The sequence below is a fragment of the Amycolatopsis sp. NPDC059657 genome (assembly GCF_042734395.1).
Lineage (GTDB): Bacteria > Actinomycetota > Actinomycetes > Mycobacteriales > Pseudonocardiaceae > Amycolatopsis.
Genome location: NZ_JBHWEB010000085.1, coordinates 1 through 21,634 on the forward strand (window position 1 = coordinate 1; position 21,634 = coordinate 21,634).

Consider the following 21,634-nt stretch of genomic DNA (forward strand, 5'->3'; position numbering starts at 1 on the left):
ACGAGGGGGTCCGCGAGTGGTAACTCCGCTGCATCCAACGGAGCAGAGTTACCACTCGCCCGCAACCGTCACCGCAAACCCTCCACAGTCACTCTGTCGTGGCCAGGGCGGAAGCAGGCCAAGGTCGCCCACCACGACATGACACCTTTGCCCTTCCGCCCAAAAGAACCGTCGGCAACACTCACGAGTCCTTCGGCTAGGAGAACTCGGGAGCGAGCTGCTCCGCGATCTCGTAGGTGTTCAGCGCCGCGCCCTTGCGCAGGTTGTCGCCGCACACGAAGAAGTCCAGCGTGTTCGGGAAGTCCAGCGCCTGGCGCACGCGGCCGACGTAGGTCGGGTCGCCGCCGACGACGTCCGCGGGCGTCGGGAAGACGTTGTTCTCCGGGTCGTCGACCAGCACGACCGTCGGCTGGGCCTCGAAGACCTTGTGCGCGGCCTCGACGGTGACCTCGCGCGCGAACGTCGCGTGCACGGCCAGCGAGTGCGTGGTGACCACGGGAACGCGGACGCAGGTGGCCGAAACCTTCAGATCCGGGATGCCCAGGATCTTGCGGGATTCGTTGCGTACCTTGAGTTCCTCGGAGTACCAGCCGTCGCCCTTGTACGAACCGGCCGACGGGACCACGTTGAACGCCAGCGCCGCCGGGAACGGCGAGTCGGCGATCGGCAGCCCGGCCGCCTCGAGCGTCTCGCGGACGTCGCCCGCGCGCACGCCGACCGGCTTGCCCGCGACGGCTTCGAGTTCGGCGTACAGCCTGTCGACGCCTTCCTTGCCGGCGCCCGAAACCGCTTGGTACGAGGCGACGACGAGTTCCTTGAGCTCGAACTCGCGGTGGAGCGCGCCGAGTGCGGCCATCATGGACAGCGTGGTGCAGTTCGGGTTGGCGATGATGCCCTTGGGCCGGGCGGTCACCTTGTCGGCGTTGACCTCGGGCACCACCAGCGGCACCTCGTCGTCCATGCGGAACGCGCCCGAGTTGTCGACGGCGACGGCGCCGCGGGACGCGGCGATCGGGGCCCACTCGGCGGAGATCTCGTCGGGCACGTCGAACATCGCGATGTCGACGCCGTCGAAGGCCTCCGGCGAGAGCGCGATGACCGTCAGCTCTTCGCCGCGCACGGTGATCTTCTTACCGGCGGACCGAGCCGACGCGATGAGGCGGATTTCGCCCCACGGCACGGTTTCCTTGCCGTTGATGATGTCGATCATGACCGTGCCCACGGCTCCGGTCGCGCCGACGAGCGCCAGAACTGGTGCCATTACCGTCCACTCCCTGCGTATACGACGGCTTCTTCATCGCCGCCCAGTTGGAAAGCCTCGTGGATGGCGCGCACCGCGTCGTCGAGCTGCGCTTCCCTGATCAGCACCGAGATGCGGATCTCCGAGGTGTTGATGATCTCGATGTTCACGCCGGACTGCGCCAGCGCCTCACAGAACGTCGCCGTCACACCGGGGTGCGAGCGCATGCCCGCGCCGACCAGCGAGACCTTGCCGACGTGGTCGTCGTAGAGCACCGACTCGAAGCCGATCTCGGCCTTCATCGACTCGAGCTCCTTGACGGCCTTGGGGCCGTTCGCCTTCGACAGCGTGAACGTGATGTCCGTGCGGCCGGACACGGTGCTGGACACGTTCTGCAGCACCATGTCGATATCGATCTCGGCGTTCGCGATCGAGCGGAAGATGCGCGCGGCGGCGCCCGCGTGGTCCGGCACACCGGTCACGGTGATCTTCGCTTCGGACCTGTCGTGCGCGACGCCGGTGATCAGCGCTTGTTCCACGGGGATCTCCTCAATCGAGCCGAACACGGTCGTGCCCGGCTTGTCGCTGTAAGACGAACGGACCACGATCGGCACGCCGTAGCGGCGGCCGTACTCGACGGAACGCAGGTGCAGGATCTTCGAACCGCTGGCTGCCAGCTCGAGCATTTCCTCGTAGGCAACGGTTTCGAGTTTGCGCGCGTTGGGTACCACCCGAGGATCGGCGGTGTACACACCGTCCACATCGGAATAGATCTCGCACGCGTCGGCGTTGAGCGCCGCCGCCAGCGCGACGGCGGTGGTGTCCGAGCCGCCTCTGCCGAGCGTGGTGATGTCCTTGGTGTCCTGTGAAACACCCTGGAACCCGGCGACCAGCGCGATGTAGCCCTGCTCCAGCGCCTGGGTGACCCGGCTCGGCGTCACGTCGATGATGCGCGCGTTGCCGTGCGCGGAGGTCGTCACCACGCCGGCCTGTGAGCCGGTGAACGACCACGCCTGTGCGCCGTACGCCGAGATCGCCATCGCCACGAGCGCGTTCGAGATGCGCTCACCCGCGGTGAGCAGCATGTCCATCTCACGCTCCGGCGGGGCCGGGTTGACCTGCTGCGCGAGATCGAGCAGCTCGTCGGTCGTGTCACCCATGGCCGAGCAGACGACCACGACGTCGTTGCCTGCCTTCTTGGTGGCGACGATACGTTCGGCAACCCGTTTGATCCGGTCGGCACTTTCCAGCGACGAACCACCGTACTTCTGGACCACGAGCGCCACGCCCGAACCTCCTAGCCGGGGCCGGGGCCGGGCTCCTCAGGGCGTCGAGAAGCCCCCCGGGTCCCTCATTTGCATGGGAGCCTACCGGTCCGGGCGTTTACCACCACCCTGATATGTGTCGCCGGCCACTTCTTGCGACTATCTGGGGTATGGAAAAGCCCGCAGACACAAGCGTTCCGGTCACCGAGGAAATCGCCAGGCGCTGGAGCCCCCGCGCCTTCGACGAGACGGCTGACGTTTCCGACGAGCAGCTGCGCGCCATGCTGGAAGCGGCACGCTGGGCGCCCTCGTCCGGCAACACCCAGCCCGCCCGCTACCTGGTCGGCCGCCGCGGCGACGAGACGTTCAAGAAGATTTACGGAACGCTGGCCGACGGCAACAAGATCTGGGCCCATCGGGCCGGTGTGCTGATGATCGGCCTGGTCGTGACGCAGAACGAGAAGGGCGACATCCCGCACGCGGAGTACGGGCTCGGCCTCGCGAGCCAGAACCTCGTGCTGCAAGCGGTGCGTGAGGGACTGGTCGCGCATCAGATGGGCGGCTTCGACCCGTACGCCGTCATCCGGGACTTCGACCTGCCGGACGGCCTCGTGCCCCGAGTCGCGATCGCGGCCGGAAAACAAGCCCCACCGGAAATTCTTGACGCGGAACGCCTTATCGAACGGGAAATTGCGCCACGCGTCCGTATTCCGCTGTCGGATTTCGCGTTTTCGTCGCCGGGAAACCCGATCTTCTAAGCAGTGCCGCCGACCCGGCGAATGACTTTCGCCACGATCGACGAAACCACGAGCCAGAAGATGGCGGCGAGCCCGTAGTCGACGAGCACGCGCAGCTTGAGGTCGTCGGGCAGGAAGAGATCACGGAAGCCGAGCGAGAAGGCGTCGGCGCCGCCGCGGATGAACGACACGATGCCGTTGTCCGGATTGGCCTCGCCGATCACGAACACCACGTGGACGGCGAGGAAGAGCGCGAAGATCAGGCCCGCCCAGCGGACCAGACCGGCGAGTACGCCCGCCGCGCGCTCGCGGCCACGCCGCCAGTCCACTCCGGCCCGGGATTCACTCTCCGCGTGCTCAGCCATGCCCGGAGTTTCGCATGGTGACCGCGTGGACGCTACCGGCCGGTAGGGCGCGAGTGTAACGACTCGGCTTCCCTTCGGGCGTCGCTCGTGGTTAGAGTGGGCGCTGTGGCACGCGCTCTCCTGCTTCGCTGCCGCGATGGGGCCTGATCTGACCGGCTCCCCGTCGCGGGGCTTTGTGGTGTCGCCGGTCGTTCATCCATACCCCGGCAGGAGATCTTCACAGCATGACCACGTCCGAACCCCGCATCTCGTCTTCGCGCATTCGTAAGCCTTCGCGTCCCGCGCCCGCCGACCAGCCCGGCTGGAACTCCCAGCGCGGCACCTCGATGCCGGTGCACCGCTACCGCCCGTGGTTCGAGCTGGTCGAGGACATCGACCTGCCCGAGCGCACCTGGCCGGCCAAACGCATCGACCGCGCGCCGCTGTGGTGTGCCGTCGACCTGCGTGACGGCAACCAGGCACTGATCGACCCGATGTCGCCTGCCCGCAAGCGCAAGTTCTTCGAGCTGCTCGTACGCATGGGCTACAAGGAGATCGAGGTCGGCTTCCCCGCCGCCTCGCAGACCGACTTCGACTTCGTGCGCGAGATCATCGAAGAGGGCGCGATCCCCGAGGACGTGCGGATCCAGGTGCTGACCCAGTGCCGCCCCGAGCTGATCGAGCGGACCTTCCAGTCGCTGGAGGGCGCGCCGCAGGCGATCGTCCACATTTACAACTCGACCTCGATCCTGCAGCGCCGCGTGGTCTTCCGCGAGGAGCGCGAGGGCATCAAGAAGATCGCGACGCAGGCCGCCGACCTGGTGGTCGAGTACGCGGGCAAGTACTCCGACACGGACTTCCGCTTCCAGTACTCGCCGGAGTCCTACACCGGCACCGAGCTGTCGTACGCGGCCGAGGTGTGCAACGCGGTCACCGAGATCTGGCAGCCGACGCCGACGCGCCCGGTGATCCTGAACCTGCCCGCGACGGTCGAGATGGCCACCCCGAACGTCTACGCCGATTCCATCGAATGGATGAACGGCCAGCTGGAGCGCCGCGACTCGGTGATCCTCTCGCTGCACCCGCACAACGACCGCGGCACCGGCATCGCCGCCGCCGAGCTGGGCTACCAGGCGGGCGCGGACCGGATCGAGGGCTGCCTGTTCGGCAACGGCGAGCGCACCGGCAACGTCGACCTGGTCGCGCTGGGCATGAACCTGTACAGCCAGGGCATCGACCCGCAGATCGACTTCTCGGACATGGACGAGATCAAGCGCACGGTCGAGTACTGCAACCAGCTGCCGGTCGCCGAGCGCTCCCCGTGGGGCGGTGACCTGGTGTTCACCGCGTTCTCCGGCTCGCACCAGGACGCGATCAACAAGGGACTGGACGCGCTGAAGGCGGCCGCGGACAAGGCGGGCGTGCCCGTCGACGAGTACCCGTGGGAGGTCCCGTACCTGCCGATCGACCCGAAGGACGTAGGCCGCAACTACGAGGCCGTGATCAGGGTCAACTCGCAGTCCGGCAAGGGCGGCGTCGCCTACATCATGAAGGCCGAGCACCAGCTCGACCTGCCGCGCAGGCTGCAGATCGAGTTCTCGAAGGTCATCCAGCGCCACACCGACGCGCTCGGCGGCGAGGTCGACCCGGCCACCATGTGGAACGCCTTCCACGCCGAGTACCTGGAGCCGAAGACCCCGCTGGAGCTGGTCCGCCAGCACGTGCGCGACAACGGCGACGGCGAGTACGACATCACCGCCACCGTCCGCGTCGAGGGCGACGAGCACGAGATCACCGGTACCGGCAACGGCCCGATCGCGTCGTTCTTCGACGCGCTGTCGACCGTCGGGTTCGACCTGCGCCTGCTGGACTACAGCGAGCACACCCTCTCGCCCGGCGACGACTCGCGGGCGGCCTCGTACATCGAGTGCGCCATCCAGGACCGGGTGTTCTGGGGAGTCGGCGTCGACCCGTCGATCGTCACGGCCTCGCTGCGCGCGGTCGTCTCGGCGGTCAACCGGTCGCACCGCTAAGAGGTCGTGAGTGGTATTGCCGGTTCTAACCGGCAATACCACTCACGAGCATTTTCATGAGGACGTCCGGAGCGTCCCAACTAGAAGCGCGCCTTATGACTGGGGTCGTGAGCTTTGCGGTCGGGCCACCGACGACGGCCCGACCGACTCGGGTTTCACGTGCTCACGAGTCCCTTGTAACCGCGGCGACCTCGGCGAGCAGGGCCGCCAAAACCGCCTCCACCGCGGGCCGTGCCGAAGCGCCCTTACGTGACACCGCTTCGACGTGACGGGCCGCGCGCACGCCGGCGAGCGGGCGGCGCAACAGGCCGCTGTCTCCGCTGATGTCCATTGTGTACCGAGGCAGCAGCGCGATCCCGTGTCCCGCCGCGACCAGTGCCTCGGTGATGCGGAAATCGTTGATGCGCTGGACGACCTGTGGCTGAACCCCGGTACGCACGGTCAGCGACTTCAGCACGTCATCGACGGGGAAGCCGAAATTCACGCTGATCCAGCGCTCGCCCGCCAGCTCGGCGAGCTCCACCCTGTCCTTGCCTGCCAGCCGGTGACCGGCGGGGAGCGCGACGTCGAGTGGCTCGCGGAGCAGGTGCACCGAATCGAGGCGGTCGGTGGCGAACGGCTGGGCGTGCTCGTCGCGGTGGGCGACCACGATGTCGTAGTCGGCGACCAGGCTCGGGATCTCCGGCGGGACCATGTCGATGTCGCGGACGTCGACCTCGAGGCCGTCGAACGCGGCGATCCGGTGCAGCAAACCGGGCAGTAGCAGCAAACCCGCCGACTGGAAGATCGCCAGGCGTACCCGGCCGCGTGGCGCGCTGCGGTAAGTGTCCAATTCGGACTCGGCGCGGTCGAGTGCGGCGAGCACGTCGTCCGCGCGGGCGACCAGTGCGCGCCCCGCGTCGGTCAGGCGCAAGCCGCGGCCTGCCGGTTCGGTCAGCGGCAAGCCGACTTCGGTCTGCAACGCCCGCAATTGCTGGGAGACCGCGGACGGCGTGCAGTGCAGTGCGCGTGCGGCTTCCGTCACACTGCCGCGATCGGCGAACTCGCGCAGCGTCCTCAACCGGCCGATATCCATAAGAGCGATGGTATGTGAAGCGCAGCTTCAAGGTCCTTGCAGATATTATCGCTGGTCCTTCACAGTTTCACCGGTCAGAGTGGAGGCATGCCCACCAGAGATCGCCTGCTCGCCATGCTCGTCGCCTTCTTGTGGGGCTGTAACTTCCTCGCCATCCACGCCATGCTCGGCCAGTTCCCGCCGCTGTTCGCGGCCGCGCTGCGCTTCCTGGTGATCGCGATCCCGACGATCATCTTCGTGCCGTGGCCGAAGGTGAAGATCCGCCACCTGCTCGGCTACGGACTCGGGTTCGGGACGCTGCAGTTCCTGTTCCTGTTCGTCGGCATGGACATCGGCATGCCGACCGGGCTGGCGTCGCTGGTGCTGCAGGCGTCGGCGCCGTTCACCGTCGTGCTCGGCGCGATCTTCCTGCGGGAGAAGGTCAGCAGGCGGCAGTGGACCGGGATCTCGCTGGCCGTGTTCGGCATGGCCGTGATCGCCTGGCAGCAGTTCGAGCACGCGGCGCTGCTGCCGGTCATTCTCACCCTGCTCGGCGCGCTGAGCTGGGCTTTCGGCAACCTGAGCACGCGCGCGGCCAAGCCGTCGAACGCACTGCACTTCACGCTCTGGATGTCGGTCGTGCCGCCGCTGCCGATGCTGGCGCTGTCGTTCTCGTTCGAGGACGGCCAGTGGAAGTCACTGACCACCCTCGGCACGTCGACCGGGGTCGTCGGCCTGCTCGGGCTGGCCTACGTGGTGCTGCTCGGCACCATCGCGGGCTCCGGCATCTGGTCGACGCTGATGACCCGCAACCCGGCAGGCGTGGTCGCGCCGTTCAGCCTGCTGGTGCCGGTGGTGGGTATCTCGATGTCGTTCGTCGTATTGCACGAACGCCCCGCACCGCTGGAAATCGCGGCCGGGGTCGTCGTGATCTGTGGCGTGCTGCTGGGTTCGCTGAAGAAGCGGGCTCAGCGCTCGGTGACGGGCGCCGGTTCCTTGGTCTCGGCTTCCTCGTCCTCTTCGACGTGAGTCATGCGCTTCTTCACGATGATCGAGATGACGATGCCCGCGATGACCGCCGCGCCCAGCCCGAAGTAGGAGAACCGGGACAGCCACTTCTCCGCGACGATGCCCAGGTAGTAGACCGCCGCCGTGGTGCCACCGGCCCAGACGACGCCGCCGAGCGCGTTGGCCACGAGGAACTTGCGGTACGGCATGTGCAGCGAGCCCGCGAGCGGACCGGCGAGAATGCGGAGGAAAGCGATGAAACGTCCAAAGAAGACAGCCCAGACACCGCGCTTCTCGAAGATGCCCTTGGCCTTCTCGATGTGCTTCGGCCCGAAGTGCTTGGGGAACTTCCGCCCCGCCCACGCGAACAGGCGATGGCCGCCCTTGCGGCCGATGGTGTAGCCGATACTGTCGCCGACGATCGCGCCGACACTGGCGAACACGCCGACCCACAGCGGGCTGATGTGATCGGTCTGCGAAGCCAGCAAAGCCGAGCTGACCAGCACGATCTCACCCGGCAAGGGGATGCCGAGGCTCTCGATCATGATGACGCCGCCGACGATCAGATACACGGACAACGCCGGAATCGTGTTCAGCCACTGGTCGATATGCACGGGCGTGTCCCCTCACGTCTGTTTCGGTCCCCTCAGGCAGGGTACCGGTGGCCGAAGTAAGCGGGCCTCACCCCGCAGGATGAGGCCCGCCTAGTCCTCGAGTACTCGTCTTAAATGACCTCGGACACCGAAGCAGGTCCTGAGAGATCGACGTCGGGGTTGATCGTCACCTCGTCCACCAGCTCGGCCTTGACCTCGTGCCGCCCGATCAGCCCGTCGCGGATGTCCTCCGCGAAGTGACACGCGACCCGGTGACCCGGCGCGAGCTCACGCAGCTCCGGGCGGTCGGTCGAGCAGCGCGTCTCCTGCTTCCACGGGCACCGGGTGTGGAACCGGCAGCCGCTCGGCGGGTTGGCAGGCGAAGGCAGGTCGCCGGCGAGCAGGATCTGCTCACGCGCGTCCTCGACCTTGGGGTCCGGCACCGGGATCGCCGAGAGCAGCGCCCGCGTGTACGGGTGCAGCGGCTCTTCGTACAGCGCGTCCGCGGTGGCTTCCTCCACCAGCGACCCGAGATACATCACGCCGATGCGGTCGGAGATGTGCCGGACGACCGCGAGGTCGTGCGCGATGACCACGTAGGTCAGCCCGAGCTTCTCCTGCAGATCCTCCAGCAGGTTGACCACCTGCGCCTGCACCGAGACGTCCAAAGCGGACACCGGCTCGTCGGCGACGATCAGGTCGGGCTCGACCGCCAGCGCACGCGCGATGCCGATGCGCTGACGCTGACCGCCGGAGAACTCGTGCGGGTACTTCCGCAGCGCGCTCTCCGGCAGGCCGACCGCGGCGAGCAGCTCACGCAGCCGCTCGTGCGTGGACTCCTTGTCCTTGTCGAGCCCGTGCGCGCGCATGCCCTCGGTCAGGATGGACTCGACCGACTGGCGCGGGTCCAAACTGGACAGTGGGTCCTGGAAGATCATCTGCATCCGGCGGCGGCTCTTGCGCAGTTCCTCGCCCTTGAGGCTCGAAACGTCGGTGCCGTCGAAATCGACGACGCCGCCGGTCGGCTCGACCAGCCGCAGGATCGCCCTGCCGAGCGTGGTCTTGCCACAGCCCGACTCGCCGACCAGGCCGTAGGTCTCCCCGCGCCGGATGGCGAGCGAGACGCCGTCCACCGCGTAGACGTACCCGATGGTCTTGTCGAAGATGATCCCGCGCTTGATCGGGAAGTGCACCTTGAGGTCGTCGACCTGCAGCAGCACGTCGGTTTCGACCACTGTCTCGGTCATCAGACTCCCTCCCCGGCCGTCAGCGCCGGCAGCACGGGGTTGTGGCAGCGCAGCATCCCGTTGCCGTCCGAAGTCAGCTCCGGCGTCACCTTGCGGCACGCCTCGAGCGCGTTCGGGCAGCGCGGCGCGAACGCGCAGCCGTTGTCCCACGGGATGTTGTCGGCGACGGATCCCTTGATGGGCACCAGTTTCTCGCCACGGCCCGCGTCGAGACGCGGGATCGAGGCGAGCAGCCCGTGCGTGTACGGGTGACGCGGCTCGGCGAACAACGCGTGCCGCTCCGCCCGCTCGACGATCCGGCCGCCGTAGAGCACGTTGACCTCGTCGCACAGCCCGGCGACCACGCCGAGGTCGTGCGTGATCATGATCAGCGCGGTCCCGGTGTCCTGCACGAGTTCGCGCAGCAGCGCCAGGATCTGCGCCTGGATCGTCACGTCGAGCGCCGTGGTCGGCTCGTCCGCGATGAGCAGGCGCGGCTTGCACGCCAGCGCGATGGCGATCAGCGCACGCTGGCGCATACCACCGGAAAGCTGGTGCGGGTACTCGGAAAGCCGCCGCGCCGGGTCGGGGATGCCGACCTTGTCCAGCAGCACGATCGCCTCGCCCTTGGCCTGCGATCGCGACATGGCGCGGTGGCGTTCGAGCACCTCGGTGATCTGCAGCCCGATCGGGATGACCGGGTTCAGCGAGGACTGCGGATCCTGGAACACCATCGCGATGTCACGCCCACGCCGCTCGCCCATGTCCTTGTCGGACAAGGAAAGCAGGTCGGTGCCTTCGAACTTCACCGAGCCGGTGACCTTGTTGCCGCGCTTGGCGAGCAGGCCCATGATCGCCAGCGAGGTGACCGACTTGCCACAGCCGGACTCACCGACCAGCCCGACCGTCTGGCCGGGGTCGACGTCGAAACTCACGCCGTTCACCGCGGTGAACGGCCGCTCGCCCTTGCGCTGGAACACGACATTCAGGTCGCGAACTTCAAGCAATGCCACGGGAAATCACCGCCTGTTCTTCGGGTCGAGGGCTTCCCGCATGGACTCGCCGAGCAGGGTGAAGCCGAGTGCCACCACGATGATCGCGATGGCGGGATAGAACGCCAGGTCCGGCTTGATCTCCAGGAAGTCCTGGGCCCGGCTCAGCATCGCGCCCCATTCGGCGCGGTCGAGGTTCGGGTCGCCGAGGCCGAGGAAGGACAGCGCGGCCGCGTCGAGGATCGAGGTCGCCAGCGTCAGCGTCGCCTGGACGATCACCGGCGCGAGCGAGTTCGGCAGCATGTGCCGGAACACGATCGTCGACCGTTTCACGCCGAGCGAGGTGGCCGCGAGAATGTACTCGCTGTGCCGCTGGGCCAGCATCGACCCGCGCAGCAACCGCGCGAAGATCGGCACGTTGACGATCGAGACCGCCAGGATGACCGTGAACTGGCTGGGGTTCTTCGCCAGCGCCGCGATCGAGATCGCCAGCAGCAGGCCGGGCACCGAGAGCAGGATGTCGGTGAAGCGCATCAGCGCCGTGTCCACCCATCCGCCGATGGCACCGGCGACGCCGCCGACCAGCATGCCGAGCGCGAGCCCGATCAGGGTCGCCATGACACCGACGATCAGCGACTGCTGTGAACCGACCAGCAACCGGCTGAAGAAGTCGCGGCCGTTCTCGTCGCTGCCCAGCAGGTACCCCGGCTGGGCGCCGGGGATGATGCCCGCGCCGAGGCGCAGGTGATCGGTGAGCACCGGATCACGGAAGAACGGGTCCTTCGGCGCGATCCACGGCGCGATGGCCGCGAGGACGATGAACAGCACCACGATCACCGCGCCGATGATCGCCACCGGGCTGCGGCGCATGCGGCCGACCGCGTCGGCCAGCACACCCTTGCCTCGGGTGTTCTCCGCGAGTGCGTCGATCTTGTCGCGCTTCCGCTTCATGAACGTGGTCATCGCACCCGCACCCTTGGATCGATGATGCCGTACGAGACGTCCACCAGAATGTTGATCACCACGAAGACGACCGCGGCGAGCATGACCAGGCCGAGCAGGATCGGATAGTCGCGCACGTTGATGGACTCCGCCATCTTCGAGCCGATCCCGCCCCACACGAACACCTTCTCGGTCAGCACGGCGCCTGCCAGCAGCAGACCGGTCTGCAGGCCGATCGTGGTCGACACCGGCAGCAGCGCGTTGCGCAGCACGTGCCTGCCGCGGACGGTGCGCGGCGCGAGGCCCTTGGCGTTCGCCGTGCGCACGAAGTCCTCGTTCAGGACGTCGAGCACCGAGGCGCGGGTGATACGGACGATCACCGCGAGCGGGATCGTGCCCAGCGCGATGGCGGGCAGGATCAGGTGGCGGATCGCGTCGACCGACGCGTCCAGTTCACCGGTGAGCAGGCCGTCGAGTACCGCGAAGCCGGTCACGTGGGTCGCGTTGATCAGCGTGTCCTGCCGCCCTGACGGCGGCAGGATGTGCAGGAACGGACCCGACGCGAAGAAGTACTTCAGCATGATCCCGAGGAAGAACACGGGAACCGCGACACCGAGCAGCGTGCCGATGATCGTCGTGTTGTCGAGCAGGCGGCCGTGGAACTTCGCCGCGAGGTAACCCAGCGGGATACCGAGCGCGACCGCGAAGAACAACGCGGCGAGCGAGAGTTCGATCGTCGCCGGGAACGCCCGGCCGATCTCCGCCATCACGGGATCGCCGCTCTTCGAGGAGATCCCGAAATCACCGGTCAGCACCCGGCCGAGGAACTTGAAGTACTGCTCGTAGATGGGCCGGTCCAGGCCCATGATGTGCTCGAGGTCGGCGATCTTCTGTGGGGTCGCCTTGTCGCCGAGCATCGCGCCTGCCGGCCCGCCGGGAAGCGAGCGGAGCCAGGCGAAAACGAGGATGGACAAGATGAAAAGCGTCGGTATCGCTTGTAGCAACCGACGCGCGATGAATCGGAGCATGGAATTCCTTAACTGACTTAGCCCTGGATGGCGGGCAGGGGGCAGGCGTCGGGAAACGCCTACCCCCTGTCGGCTATCAAGCCAGGGTTATCCCTTGCTCACGGTGTTGAAGTGCTCGTTGTTGAGCGGGCTGGGCACCATGCCCTTGATGGTCGACGCCGTGACGTACGCGGGCGGCGAGCTCAGGATCGGCACCGCGGGCAGGTACTTCGACATGATGTCGCGGTTGGCCTGCTCGTAGGCGGCGGTGTGCGCGGCCGGGTCGACCGTGCCGTCGGCCTTGGACAGCTGCGAGAACAGCTCCGGGTTGTCGAAACCGAACTCCGGCTTCGCGCGGCCGAAGAAGGTGCCGAGGAAGTTACCGGCGTCGGCGTAGTCCGCGTTCCAGCCGATGATGTGCAGGTCGTGCTTGCCGAGCTTCTGCACGTCGTCCTTGTAGCCACCGTTCCACGGGCGCGGGACCAGGTTGACCGTGATACCGGCCTGCTTGAGGTTGTCGGCCAGCGCCGACGCGATCTCCTGCGGGTTCGGCATGTACGGGCGGGTGACCTCGGTCGGCCAGTAGAAGTTCAGCGTCAGGTTGGACTGACCGGCCTCGGCGAGCAGCTGCTTCGCCTTGTTGACGTCGTGCGGGTACTCCTGGACGTCCTTGGCGTAACCGGCCAGCGTCTCCGGCTGGAACTCCTTCGCGACCGTGGCGCCTTCCGGCATCTTGGTCTTGACGAGCGCCTCACGGTCCAACGCGTAGGCGAGTGCCTGGCGGACCTTGAGGTCCTTCAGCGCCGGGTTGTTCTTCTGGTTGATACCCAGGTACAGCAGGTTGAACGGCGGGCGCGGGGTGACGGTGAAGCCGTCGGTCTTCAGCGCCTGGTAGTCCTGCGGCGAGACGAGGTCGTAACCGTCGATCGTCTTGGCGCGCAGTTCCTGCTTACGGGCGTTCTCGTCCGAGATGGTCTTGAAGACGATCTTGTCGAGCTTCGCCTTCTCGCCCCAGTAGTCGTCGTTGCGGACGAGGGTGACGGTCTTGGCGGTCTTGTCGTACGACTCGAACTTGAACGCGCCGGTACCGGTCGGGTGCTCGTTCGCGTAGCTGCTGTACGCGAACGCCTCACCGCTCTGGGTGACCTTGTCGGCGTCGTACTTCTTCAGCGCTTCCGGGCTGGACATCGCGAAGGAGCCGAGGCCGAAGGCGGCGGGGAAGGCGCCCTTGTACTTGTTGAGGTTCAGGACGGCGGTGTTCTCGTCCTTCACCTCACAGTTCTTGTAGACGGGCTCGCCGCTGGCGTCGCCTTCGTTCTTCTTGAAGCCTTCGAAGACGTCGCCGTAGTAGATCATCTGGCTCTGCGCGGCGGCGCCGGTCATGTTGAACCAGCGGTCGAAGTTGAAGCAGACGGCCGTGGCGTTGAACGGGGTGCCGTCGTGGAACTTGACGCCCTTGCGCAGGTCGAAGGTCCAGCTCTTGCCGTCAGGGCTCGGGGTCCACTTCTCGGCCAGGCCGGGGGTGGGCTCCGAGGTGCCTTCCTTGAACGCGACCAGGGTGTCGTACATCTGCCTGGTGATCCGGTCGGTCTCGCCCTCGTCGTTGAAGAGCGGGTCGAACAGCTTCGGCACGGCGGCCGTGCCGAAGACCAGCGTGCCGCCGGTCTTGCCGCCGCCACCGGCGGCATCGTCACGCTTCGACTCAGCGCAAGCGGACATGGAAAGCGCGAGCGCTCCGGCAAGCCCGATCAGGGCTATGCGGCGCACTCGGGCCACCCGCATTTGCAGCATCTGGCACCCCTTGTGACAGGTTGGATTATTTCACCGTCCGGTCGGTCAGGAACGGACGCGATTTCGGTGTGTGCGGTGACACTAGCCGGAAGTCGCCCAGCACTTAAGCACGTGAGGTTACGATCGCGCTACGTGGAGGCCGAAATGACCGCAAAGTGTCGGTAAATCATGACGCAACGTGATATTTGTCCGTCGTTTGTCTTCCTTGGCCCGCGGCGCCCGCCTTGCCAAACCAGCCACGTTCGAATGCCTGCCACTCGGTGAGTGATCGTCTGTTCGCCTCCCCGTCCCTCGCGACCGCGCGGGCCAGCCTGCTCGCCTCGTCGCCGAGTTCGACCCAGCACACGCAAGACAATCTCGGCCTCACCGAAAGCCGTGCTGCGGAAACACCTTCGAGCAGCAGAACGGCGGGCACAGGAAGCGTTATCTCGGCGCCGGGCTCAGGTGCGCCGGAAGACCAGTCCATAGGGTGATAGCGGCCCTCACGGCCTTCTGAGAGTGGATCCAGCACGCCTTCGACAAGGCGGGGCCACCAGGACACCGGATCATCCCAAGTGGCGAATTCATCGGTACGCACGAGCGCGACCGTGTGGTTCAGCTCCCGTATTTCACGGGCGACGGCATCCGCGAAAGTCGATTTACCCGAGCCGGAAGGCCCGTCGATCGCGAGTACGCGTACGGCGCCAAGCCGAGGCGGCGCGGCGAGAACGGCCTCGGCGATAGCGCGGGCCGTGCTCAGCGGACCCTGCTCACCTCGGGCAGGCCGTTCACGTTGTCCGGGGCCTTTTCGAAAGCCTCGATACGGGCTTCGAGCGCACGCCGGGTGTCTTCGAGCTCACAGCGCAGCAGCGCGATCTCCTCGATGGAGGTGCGCACCTCTTCTTCCAGGTGCCCGACCTCGACGGAAAGGTGCAGCGAGACCAGTGCGAGTACGACACCGGACAGCAGGAAGACGAAGTTCGACGGCGTCTGCACGCCGGTCAGCTTGGCGAGGAATTCGGCGGCCTGCGGGATGACCGCGAGCACCACGACGCCCACCGCGACCACGAGCCACACGCCCGCGTACTTCTCGCGCAGCTTGCGGCGGCGCATCATCTCGATGACGCACGCCAGCACGAAGACAGCGACGATGATGCTGAGGATCTGCCAGCCGTTCATGGTTTCTCCTACGCCGAATCCGACGAGTCGGTCGCCGGCCTGCGGCGAATGAGCGCCAGCAGCAGCGCGAGCCCGGCCCGGCCGAGGTAGACGGCCGATTTGACGGGCGAATGACTGGGGGTGCCCGCGACACGTTCACCCATGACGACCGGCACTTCCGCGATCTTGAGCTTCCCCCGGATCGCCATCACCAGCGACTCGACGGTGTCACCGAGGTATTCGGCCGGGTAGTACTCGGCGAACATCCTGATCGCCCTCGGCCCCATCGCCTTGAACCCGGAGGTGACATCGGTGAGCTTGGTCTTCGCCAGCCGCGAGAACACGAGCGAGAGCGCGACCATGGCGTACTTACGCGGCCCGCTGGCCTTGTAGGAGCCCTTCCCGGCGAACCGGGAACCGATCACGATATCGGCCTCTTCAAGGCCGCTGAGCAGGGCTTTCAGCTCTTCGGGATCGTGCTGGCCATCGGCGTCCACCTGCACGACGACGTCATAACCACGCGCCACCGCGTACCGGAACCCGGTCCGCAGCGCACCACCGACGCCGAGATTCACCGAGAGGCGTGCGACGCGCGCGCCTGCTTCCCTGGCTAGCTGCGCGGTCTGGTCGACGGAACCGTCGTCGACGACGAGAATGTCGATGCCCGGCATCGACGCGTTCACCTGCGCGATGACGTCGGCGACGCTGCCCGACTCGTTGAGAGCGGGCATCACGATGAGCACACGCTGGGTGGCGACAGCCGTCGATTGCACGCAATAACTCTAACGGCTCACTGAGCGTGCGCCCCGCCGGACTCCACCTTGGGACTTGACGAAGTTGCCTAGGCCTGTGCTATGATCTTCCCTGCGGACCCGCCCACGCCTGTGGATAAGCGGGTCTAGCTCCTTTCGGGGGTCATAACGCGATCGGCCCACCGTTGGCATCACAGCGCAGCAGGTACTTTTCGTACCACGGCCAAGCGAACTCCTTGCCCGGATAGCGCAGCAATCCTTGATAGGCCGTCCACGCCGCGATATCGGCCATCTGCACGAACTGCGATGTGTGCGCGGGCTTGAACCACGGCGCCTCCAGAACGCGCCGGAAGTCCCCCTCGAGACCAAGATGCGCGTCGTCGTATCCGGCCGCTGTCCCATTGCCGTCCATCACGACGACGGCATACTCCCCGTCCAGCCGAAGCCGCGCATTGAGATGGTCAATGAACTTCGCGTAGACGAGATCACGCTCGACCGCGTAGGCCTTGCGTCGGGCAGGCGTCCGCCGATAAACCGTTCCGACTCGAAGCAGTGGACAAGAACCGATTGTCGCCAAAGCCTCTTCGGTGACCGCACGACGGTCCGCCCTGGACAGATGGAGTCCAGGATTCTGCAGGGGGTTCCCTCGCCCGGAGATGAACTGCGTGGCGTGAAGCTCGGACGAAGCAGGGACGTGATACTGCATATACAGCGACCTGCGAAATTCGAGCCAGTGCCGCCGAACCTGATCCCAGCTCCCAAAAGAGCATTCGATCCAGCTGTACACCACGAAACCGGTGCTCTCAGCCCCAGAGTCGTCCACATAGAAGAAGCGAGCCGCATCCGGCGACCTGCTGAACATCCACCGAATTATGCGCACTGAAATTCACTCAGTGAATTCGCCCCCATGTTCGATAACTGACTTATTTAATTGTCACTTGCCAGCAACAGAGGAGCCCTGGAATTGGGTCACGGGCGTTGCGGGCGGTTCTAACCCAACGCTGGGCAGTCGCATTTGCCTGCTTTGTGGGGTGGGGTGGACGGAATGAACGGGGCGTATGTGTCGCTCAGCGTTGCGAACGCCCCGTTCGCAACGTTCAACCACCCCTGCGGCACCCGCCGAGCGGCGGGCTTGACCACCCTGCCCGACCCTTAACTACCCGGCATTGGGGTTCTACCGTCCGCAACGCGCACGACCACCATCAATTGCCTGCGGCGGAAGACCCGGTCGAAGCGCCCGAGGTGACCACGTTCTCCTGGCCTTCGATCTCGTAGACCGTGGCGTCGTCGTTCTGGAAGACGACCTTGAAGGCCTCGTTCTGCTCGAGGTTCTGCAGGCCGGTCGCGGCCCGCGATTCCGGGGTCACCAGGCCCTTGCCCTTGATGACGTAGCGGACCTTGAGGTCGGTCAGCGCGGGACGGATGCGCGGGTCGTGGTCGAGGTCGTTCAGGCGGATGGTGAGCAGCCCTGACTTGGTCTGCGCCTCGGTGCCGTAGAACGTCCACTCGACCGGCCAGACGCCGTACAGCGCGTACATCCAGACTGAGCCGTCGGAGCGGTCGTTCATCACGCGCTCGCCCGGCTTGACGTGTTCGGAGAGCCACTTGTACGCGGCTTCCTCACCGCGGCTGACCGTGGGGCCGTCGCCGTAGTTCATGCCGAGGCGCTGGCTGTTGCGGCCGATGTAGCCGCCCTTGCTCAGGCCGGCCAGCAGCAGGCCGAGCACGGCCGCTGCGGCCAAGGTGACCATCGCGGGCTTCAGCGAGGGGCGCCAGCCGACCAGCTTGCCGGACAGCTTCTCGGCGCCCGCGTTGATGGCCTCGCCGAACGCGATGGAACCGGCGAGCGGCACGAGCGCGGCGAGGCGCCAGTGGTCGTTGTAGAAGACGCCGGTGAGGGTGTGGATCAGCGGGGTTTCCAGCGAGACCGTCGCCGCGAAGAGGCCGCCGAACACCACGTACGAGGCGACCATCCACAGGTTGCGGCGACGCTTGACCATCACGAAGATGCCGATCAGCGCCGGGATGCCGATCCACCACAACGGGAAGTCGGCCATCGGCGAGAACAGGATCGTTTCACCGATCGCGCCCGAAACCGTCGCTTCGGACGACCAGAACGCGCTCGTCACGCCTGCCGCGTTGTACAGCGCCGGAAGAACGAGCGGGAATGCGAACACGACACCTAGCGCGACAGTCACGATCAATGAAGCGCGGGAAACGCGCCAATTGATCGGCTCGAATCGGAAAACCACGGCGACGAGAATGATCAGCAGATACACGGCCGCGACGAACGCGAGGCTCGTGTGCAGCCCGGCGAGACCGGCCAGCACGAGCGCGATACCGACCGGACCGGCGAGCCCGCGCGGCACGATCAGGTGGCGGGTGATCGCCAGCAGCGCCGGGAGCATCGCGACACCGGCGACGTACGGCCACAGCGGGCCGCGCCACAGCGAGTCGTAAGGGAAGGCGGTGAACCAGGTGGTCACGGCCGCGGCGGCACCGACGGCGATCGCGGGCATCCGCCAGGCGGTACCCAGCGCGGCGACACCCAGCGGCACCGCGAGGATGACCGCGAGCACGGCGAGGTTCAGCGTCTGCGGCATGCCGAGCCCGGCCTTGCCGAAGATCAGCGCGAGCAGCGCGTGGTAGGTGTCGGGGTAGAAGTAGTCGGTCTGGTTCGGCAGGTTCGCGATCGTGCCGACCGTCGACGGGCGCGCGTCGCCGTGCTCGGCGATCCAGCGCACCAGGTCGCCGTGGAACGGTGCGTCCCAGCCCTGCTGCACCCGGTCGAGCGAGTGCGTGCCCTTGACGAACGTCACCGCGCCGACACCGAGGCCGACGACCACGCCCGCACCGATGATCAGGTGGTCACGCAGCGTACGGGGCAGATTCTCCGGCGCGTCTTCGATGTCCTTGGGCTTCGTGAAGCGCTTGAGAAGCAGCGAAGCGCCGAAACCGACGATGGCCAGCAGTAGCGCCCACAACGACACGTTGAGCAGGTTCCAGGTGATGCCCAGCTTGCCCAAAATCGGGACGCCGACCGCGACGACCCCGAACGTCAGCGCGGGCCCGCTCGCGGCCAAGGTCCAGCCGCGCAGGCCGATAGCGGCGCCGACGGCGAGACCGGGCAGCCAGAATGCGAGCAAAACGAGAAGAACGTTCATCGAATTCGCAGTCCAAACTCAAACCGGCAATTTGGTGGAGAAACCCCGCGTCACCCTACCGGGGCAGGTTTGCGCACTACGAACGCGGTGACGACGGCCAGCCCCAGCGTCGGCCCGACGATCAGCCCGACCACCGCGCGCAAGATGGTGTCGCCGGGCAGCAGCACCAAGGTCAACGCGGTGGAGACGGCCACCACGGCCCAGGTGATGAGCACCTTGTTGGCCTTGGTCTGGGCGACCAGCACCGCGGTCATCAGCTGCATCGCGGCGAGCAGCACGGACGACCAGACCAGTCCGGCCACCCACCAGCCCTCGGCCACGTAGTCCTTGCCATAAATGAACCGCACCAACCACGGGCCGATCAGCAGCCCGACCAGCGCACCCACCGCGGCCAGCACGATCGTGCCGAGTGCGCCCAGCACCAGGTACCGGCGGAGCTTGTGCAGCCCATCGTCGGTGCTGGAAAGCCGGACGACGGTCGGCACGGCCAACGCCTGAACCGGGGACATCATCAGCAACGGGATCCTGGCCACGGTGAGCGCGACGAACAACGTGCCGAGCTGGGCGGCGTCACCGACCGGCGCAAGCAGGCTGACCATCGCCGGGTAGCCCGTGATGACACTGGCGGTGAGCCCGGCGCCGAGCATGAGCAGCAGCATCCGGCTGGTGATCGGACGCCAGGATTCGCCATCGAGGTGCGGATCGATCAGCTTGGTCGCCGGTTTGGCGAACAGCAGCCAAGCGAAGGAACCGGCGGTCGCCGCGATCGCTACCGGCACCAGATGCGCGACGCTCGCGACCACGAGCGCGCCGAAGATGACAACGCGCACCAGCGCCTCGGCCACCATCATGCCGGAGTACTGGCGCACCTGGTTTTGGCCGATGAACAGCCCTCGGGTGCCGAACTGGCAGGCGAACGAGATCCCGCCGAGCAGGACGAGCACCGCGAGCAGCGGGTCACCGCCGTACAACCGGTCGGTGACTGTCGGGATCAAGGTGAGTGCGGAGATGACCGCGACGATCAGGCCACCGACGGCGATCGCCCGCAGCGCGGACCTGCCGGTCCGGCCACCATCGAGCGCGGCGACCGCCGACTGCCGCGACAGCTCCTGCTCCAGTGGCGAAAGCGCGCTGCCCAGCCCCATCAGGATTCCCCAGAAGGAGAGGAAGACCTTGCTGGCCTCGGGGCCGAGGATGCGCGGGGCGAAGAGCGTGAGGACAAAGCCGAGACCGATGGCGATCAGCAGGGAAATGCCGATCTTCCCCGCGGATTTGCCCGTGTCCTTGGCCAGGTCGTCCGACACGGCACTCATCGCTTGAGCCGGGCGCGCAGCGCGAGGATCAGGCCGCGGATCACGCCCGCGCCGAATCCGGCGGCGAACAGCGGCGTCAGCTTCGCGACCGCGGCGCCCTCGGCTTTCGTCGCACCGAACCGCGTGACCGCCGCTCCGGCCGCGGCGGAACCGACGCTCGCGAGTGTCATCGCGGTTTTCGGCCGCTTGGCGGCGATGCCGAGGCCGACCACGCCGACCGCCAGCGCGGCGAACAGGCCGTTGCGGGCCGGTCCGGGGGTCGCGATGTACGAGTCGACGAAGGTGGTGCCGCGGAAGTACGACTGCTTCACGAACTTCTCGAGCGACTCGCGGCCGTGATAGGTCGCGGAGAACTCCGGCGCCAGGAAGATCCGGGTGCGCTCGGCGATCCAGCGGAGCACGCCGGTGTCGTCGCTGGCGAGGCGGACGTCTTCATAAAGCGATTCGAATGCGTTGGACGCGTCTTCGAGCATCTGGCGGGGCGCGGAAAAGAATCCGGTGCCCTTCGGGAAGACGTCGAATTCTTCGATGTCGAACGACATCAGGCGCGGATTCGCGCAGTAACGGCGCCACGGGATCTTCACGAGGCCCGCCATGAACCCGGCGTACGGGTTGTCCTCGGAGTCGACGTTGATGTGGCCGTTCCAGACCGTGCGGTCCGCGTGCTCGACGAGCTGCGAGCGCAGGAACTCGAGCGAGGTCAGATCCACGATGACGCGGCTGTCGAGCAGGAGAACCTGCTGGCCACCGGCCTTCGCCAGGCCTGCCCTGCGTGCCTCGAAGCGGCCACGGTTCGGCTGGCTGATCACGGTGATGCCGCGGGAGTCCGCGAGCTCGGCGAGACGCTGGCCGGTGCCGTCGGTGCTGCCGTCGTCGACGACGATGACCTCGGCCGGCCAGTTCGCGTGCGCGGCCGACGCGACCAGGGCGTCGACGCAGCGTCCGATCCAGTTCTCCTCGTTGAAGACCGGGATCACGACGCTAAGACTGGGTTCGAGCGTATTCGCACTCATCAGGGCCGAGGCTACCGTGCTCT

General features: G+C 66.7%; 20 protein-coding genes. 3 read left to right on the forward strand and 17 right to left on the reverse strand.

The window, feature by feature from the left end; all coding sequences use genetic code 11:
* Positions 1-196: 196 nt before the first annotated feature.
* Together ACFV15_RS33950 and ACFV15_RS33955 are read right to left on the reverse strand one after the other, a co-directional pair.
* Complete coding sequence (locus ACFV15_RS33950) at positions 197-1,261, reverse strand: aspartate-semialdehyde dehydrogenase (protein ID WP_378355620.1); 1,065 nt, start codon at positions 1,259-1,261, stop codon at positions 197-199.
* Positions 1,261-2,526 carry an aspartate kinase gene (locus ACFV15_RS33955; RefSeq protein WP_378355621.1) on the reverse strand — a complete coding sequence of 422 codons (1,266 nt, stop codon included), beginning with the start codon at positions 2,524-2,526 and terminating at the stop codon, positions 1,261-1,263. Before ACFV15_RS33955 ends, ACFV15_RS33950 begins: the two co-directional genes overlap by 1 nt.
* 149 nt (positions 2,527-2,675) lie before the next feature.
* On the opposite strand from ACFV15_RS33955, the gene ACFV15_RS33960 reads away from it, so the two are divergent.
* A complete protein-coding gene (locus ACFV15_RS33960) occupies positions 2,676-3,263 on the forward strand; it encodes a nitroreductase family protein (RefSeq protein ID WP_378355623.1) in 588 nt (195 codons plus the stop codon).
* Here ACFV15_RS33960 and ACFV15_RS33965 read toward each other — a convergent pair.
* Positions 3,260-3,607: a hypothetical protein gene (locus ACFV15_RS33965; protein WP_378355624.1), complete on the reverse strand. Its 348-nt coding sequence runs from the start codon at positions 3,605-3,607 to the stop codon at positions 3,260-3,262. The genes ACFV15_RS33960 and ACFV15_RS33965 overlap by 4 nt on opposite strands.
* A gap of 224 nt (positions 3,608-3,831) precedes the next feature.
* Here ACFV15_RS33965 and leuA point away from each other — a divergent pair, with 224 nt between their 5' ends.
* Entirely contained in the window at positions 3,832-5,619 is a 1,788-nt protein-coding gene (leuA, locus tag ACFV15_RS33970) for a 2-isopropylmalate synthase (protein WP_378355625.1), read from the forward strand.
* A 163-nt stretch (positions 5,620-5,782) separates the two neighbouring features.
* Here the strand turns inward: leuA and ACFV15_RS33975 are convergent, their stop codons facing one another.
* The gene (locus tag ACFV15_RS33975; protein ID WP_378355626.1) at positions 5,783-6,694 is read right to left on the reverse strand and encodes a LysR substrate-binding domain-containing protein; all 912 of its coding nucleotides are present in this window, start codon (positions 6,692-6,694) and stop codon (positions 5,783-5,785) included.
* Between the two features lie 87 nt (positions 6,695-6,781).
* Here ACFV15_RS33975 and ACFV15_RS33980 point away from each other — a divergent pair, with 87 nt between their 5' ends.
* Entirely contained in the window at positions 6,782-7,702 is a 921-nt protein-coding gene (locus ACFV15_RS33980) for an EamA family transporter (RefSeq protein ID WP_378355628.1), read from the forward strand.
* On the opposite strand, the gene ACFV15_RS33985 is transcribed toward ACFV15_RS33980, so the two are convergent.
* From ACFV15_RS33985 to ACFV15_RS34045, 13 genes are all read right to left on the reverse strand, one after another.
* Positions 7,642-8,295 (reverse strand): DedA family protein, encoded by a 654-nt coding sequence (locus tag ACFV15_RS33985; protein WP_378355630.1) that lies wholly within the window; start codon positions 8,293-8,295, stop codon positions 7,642-7,644. The genes ACFV15_RS33980 and ACFV15_RS33985 overlap by 61 nt on opposite strands.
* Before the next feature lie 110 nt (positions 8,296-8,405).
* Entirely contained in the window at positions 8,406-9,521 is a 1,116-nt protein-coding gene (locus ACFV15_RS33990) for an ABC transporter ATP-binding protein (RefSeq protein ID WP_378355631.1), read from the reverse strand.
* A complete protein-coding gene (locus ACFV15_RS33995) occupies positions 9,521-10,513 on the reverse strand; it encodes an ABC transporter ATP-binding protein (protein ID WP_378355632.1) in 993 nt (330 codons plus the stop codon). The genes ACFV15_RS33990 and ACFV15_RS33995 overlap by 1 nt, the downstream gene beginning before the upstream one ends.
* Before the next feature lie 6 nt (positions 10,514-10,519).
* Positions 10,520-11,455, reverse strand: coding sequence for an ABC transporter permease (locus tag ACFV15_RS34000; RefSeq protein ID WP_378355634.1), 936 nt, complete (start codon positions 11,453-11,455; stop codon positions 10,520-10,522).
* Positions 11,452-12,462, reverse strand: coding sequence for an ABC transporter permease (locus tag ACFV15_RS34005; RefSeq protein WP_378355635.1), 1,011 nt, complete (start codon positions 12,460-12,462; stop codon positions 11,452-11,454). The genes ACFV15_RS34000 and ACFV15_RS34005 overlap by 4 nt, the downstream gene beginning before the upstream one ends.
* Positions 12,463-12,549: 87 nt before the next feature.
* Entirely contained in the window at positions 12,550-14,232 is a 1,683-nt protein-coding gene (locus ACFV15_RS34010; RefSeq protein WP_378355637.1) for an ABC transporter substrate-binding protein, read from the reverse strand.
* Positions 14,233-14,398: 166 nt separating this feature from the next.
* Entirely contained in the window at positions 14,399-14,809 is a 411-nt protein-coding gene (locus tag ACFV15_RS34015; RefSeq protein ID WP_378355639.1) for a uridine kinase, read from the reverse strand.
* Positions 14,810-14,967: 158 nt separating this feature from the next.
* Entirely contained in the window at positions 14,968-15,390 is a 423-nt protein-coding gene (locus tag ACFV15_RS34020) for a DUF2304 domain-containing protein (RefSeq protein ID WP_378355641.1), read from the reverse strand.
* Between the two features lie 8 nt (positions 15,391-15,398).
* On the reverse strand, positions 15,399-16,100 hold the full coding sequence (locus ACFV15_RS34025) for a glycosyltransferase family 2 protein (RefSeq protein WP_378355686.1): 702 nt from the start codon (positions 16,098-16,100) through the stop codon (positions 15,399-15,401).
* A 184-nt stretch (positions 16,101-16,284) separates the two neighbouring features.
* The gene (locus ACFV15_RS34030) at positions 16,285-16,983 is read right to left on the reverse strand and encodes a DUF3800 domain-containing protein (RefSeq protein ID WP_378355643.1); all 699 of its coding nucleotides are present in this window, start codon (positions 16,981-16,983) and stop codon (positions 16,285-16,287) included.
* A gap of 340 nt (positions 16,984-17,323) precedes the next feature.
* Positions 17,324-19,285 (reverse strand): DUF6541 family protein, encoded by a 1,962-nt coding sequence (locus tag ACFV15_RS34035; RefSeq protein WP_378355644.1) that lies wholly within the window; start codon positions 19,283-19,285, stop codon positions 17,324-17,326.
* A 50-nt stretch (positions 19,286-19,335) separates the two neighbouring features.
* On the reverse strand, positions 19,336-20,598 hold the full coding sequence (locus ACFV15_RS34040; protein ID WP_378355646.1) for a lipopolysaccharide biosynthesis protein: 1,263 nt from the start codon (positions 20,596-20,598) through the stop codon (positions 19,336-19,338).
* Positions 20,595-21,611 carry a glycosyltransferase family 2 protein gene (locus ACFV15_RS34045; RefSeq protein ID WP_378355648.1) on the reverse strand — a complete coding sequence of 339 codons (1,017 nt, stop codon included), beginning with the start codon at positions 21,609-21,611 and terminating at the stop codon, positions 20,595-20,597. The genes ACFV15_RS34040 and ACFV15_RS34045 overlap by 4 nt, the downstream gene beginning before the upstream one ends.
* Positions 21,612-21,634 lie beyond the last annotated feature (23 nt).

What these genes read in the sequence shown, in the direction of transcription:
- ACFV15_RS33950 (WP_378355620.1), bottom strand. Translation starts at nt 1,261, where the DNA reads ATGGCACCAGTTCTGGCGCTCGTCGGCGCGACCGGAGCCGTGGGCACG.
- ACFV15_RS33960 (WP_378355623.1), top strand. Translation starts at nt 2,676, where the DNA reads ATGGAAAAGCCCGCAGACACAAGCGTTCCGGTCACCGAGGAAATCGCC.
- ACFV15_RS33965 (WP_378355624.1), bottom strand. Translation starts at nt 3,607, where the DNA reads ATGGCTGAGCACGCGGAGAGTGAATCCCGGGCCGGAGTGGACTGGCGG.
- leuA (WP_378355625.1), top strand. Translation starts at nt 3,832, where the DNA reads ATGACCACGTCCGAACCCCGCATCTCGTCTTCGCGCATTCGTAAGCCT.
- ACFV15_RS33975 (WP_378355626.1), bottom strand. Translation starts at nt 6,694, where the DNA reads ATGGATATCGGCCGGTTGAGGACGCTGCGCGAGTTCGCCGATCGCGGC.
- ACFV15_RS33980 (WP_378355628.1), top strand. Translation starts at nt 6,782, where the DNA reads ATGCCCACCAGAGATCGCCTGCTCGCCATGCTCGTCGCCTTCTTGTGG.
- ACFV15_RS33990 (WP_378355631.1), bottom strand. Translation starts at nt 9,521, where the DNA reads ATGACCGAGACAGTGGTCGAAACCGACGTGCTGCTGCAGGTCGACGAC.
- ACFV15_RS34000 (WP_378355634.1), bottom strand. Translation starts at nt 11,455, where the DNA reads ATGACCACGTTCATGAAGCGGAAGCGCGACAAGATCGACGCACTCGCG.
- ACFV15_RS34005 (WP_378355635.1), bottom strand. Translation starts at nt 12,462, where the DNA reads ATGCTCCGATTCATCGCGCGTCGGTTGCTACAAGCGATACCGACGCTT.
- ACFV15_RS34010 (WP_378355637.1), bottom strand. Translation starts at nt 14,232, where the DNA reads ATGCTGCAAATGCGGGTGGCCCGAGTGCGCCGCATAGCCCTGATCGGG.
- ACFV15_RS34020 (WP_378355641.1), bottom strand. Translation starts at nt 15,390, where the DNA reads ATGAACGGCTGGCAGATCCTCAGCATCATCGTCGCTGTCTTCGTGCTG.
- ACFV15_RS34025 (WP_378355686.1), bottom strand. Translation starts at nt 16,100, where the DNA reads ATGCCCGCTCTCAACGAGTCGGGCAGCGTCGCCGACGTCATCGCGCAG.
- ACFV15_RS34030 (WP_378355643.1), bottom strand. Translation starts at nt 16,983, where the DNA reads ATGTTCAGCAGGTCGCCGGATGCGGCTCGCTTCTTCTATGTGGACGAC.
- ACFV15_RS34035 (WP_378355644.1), bottom strand. Translation starts at nt 19,285, where the DNA reads ATGAACGTTCTTCTCGTTTTGCTCGCATTCTGGCTGCCCGGTCTCGCC.
- ACFV15_RS34040 (WP_378355646.1), bottom strand. Translation starts at nt 20,598, where the DNA reads ATGAGTGCCGTGTCGGACGACCTGGCCAAGGACACGGGCAAATCCGCG.
- ACFV15_RS34045 (WP_378355648.1), bottom strand. Translation starts at nt 21,611, where the DNA reads ATGAGTGCGAATACGCTCGAACCCAGTCTTAGCGTCGTGATCCCGGTC.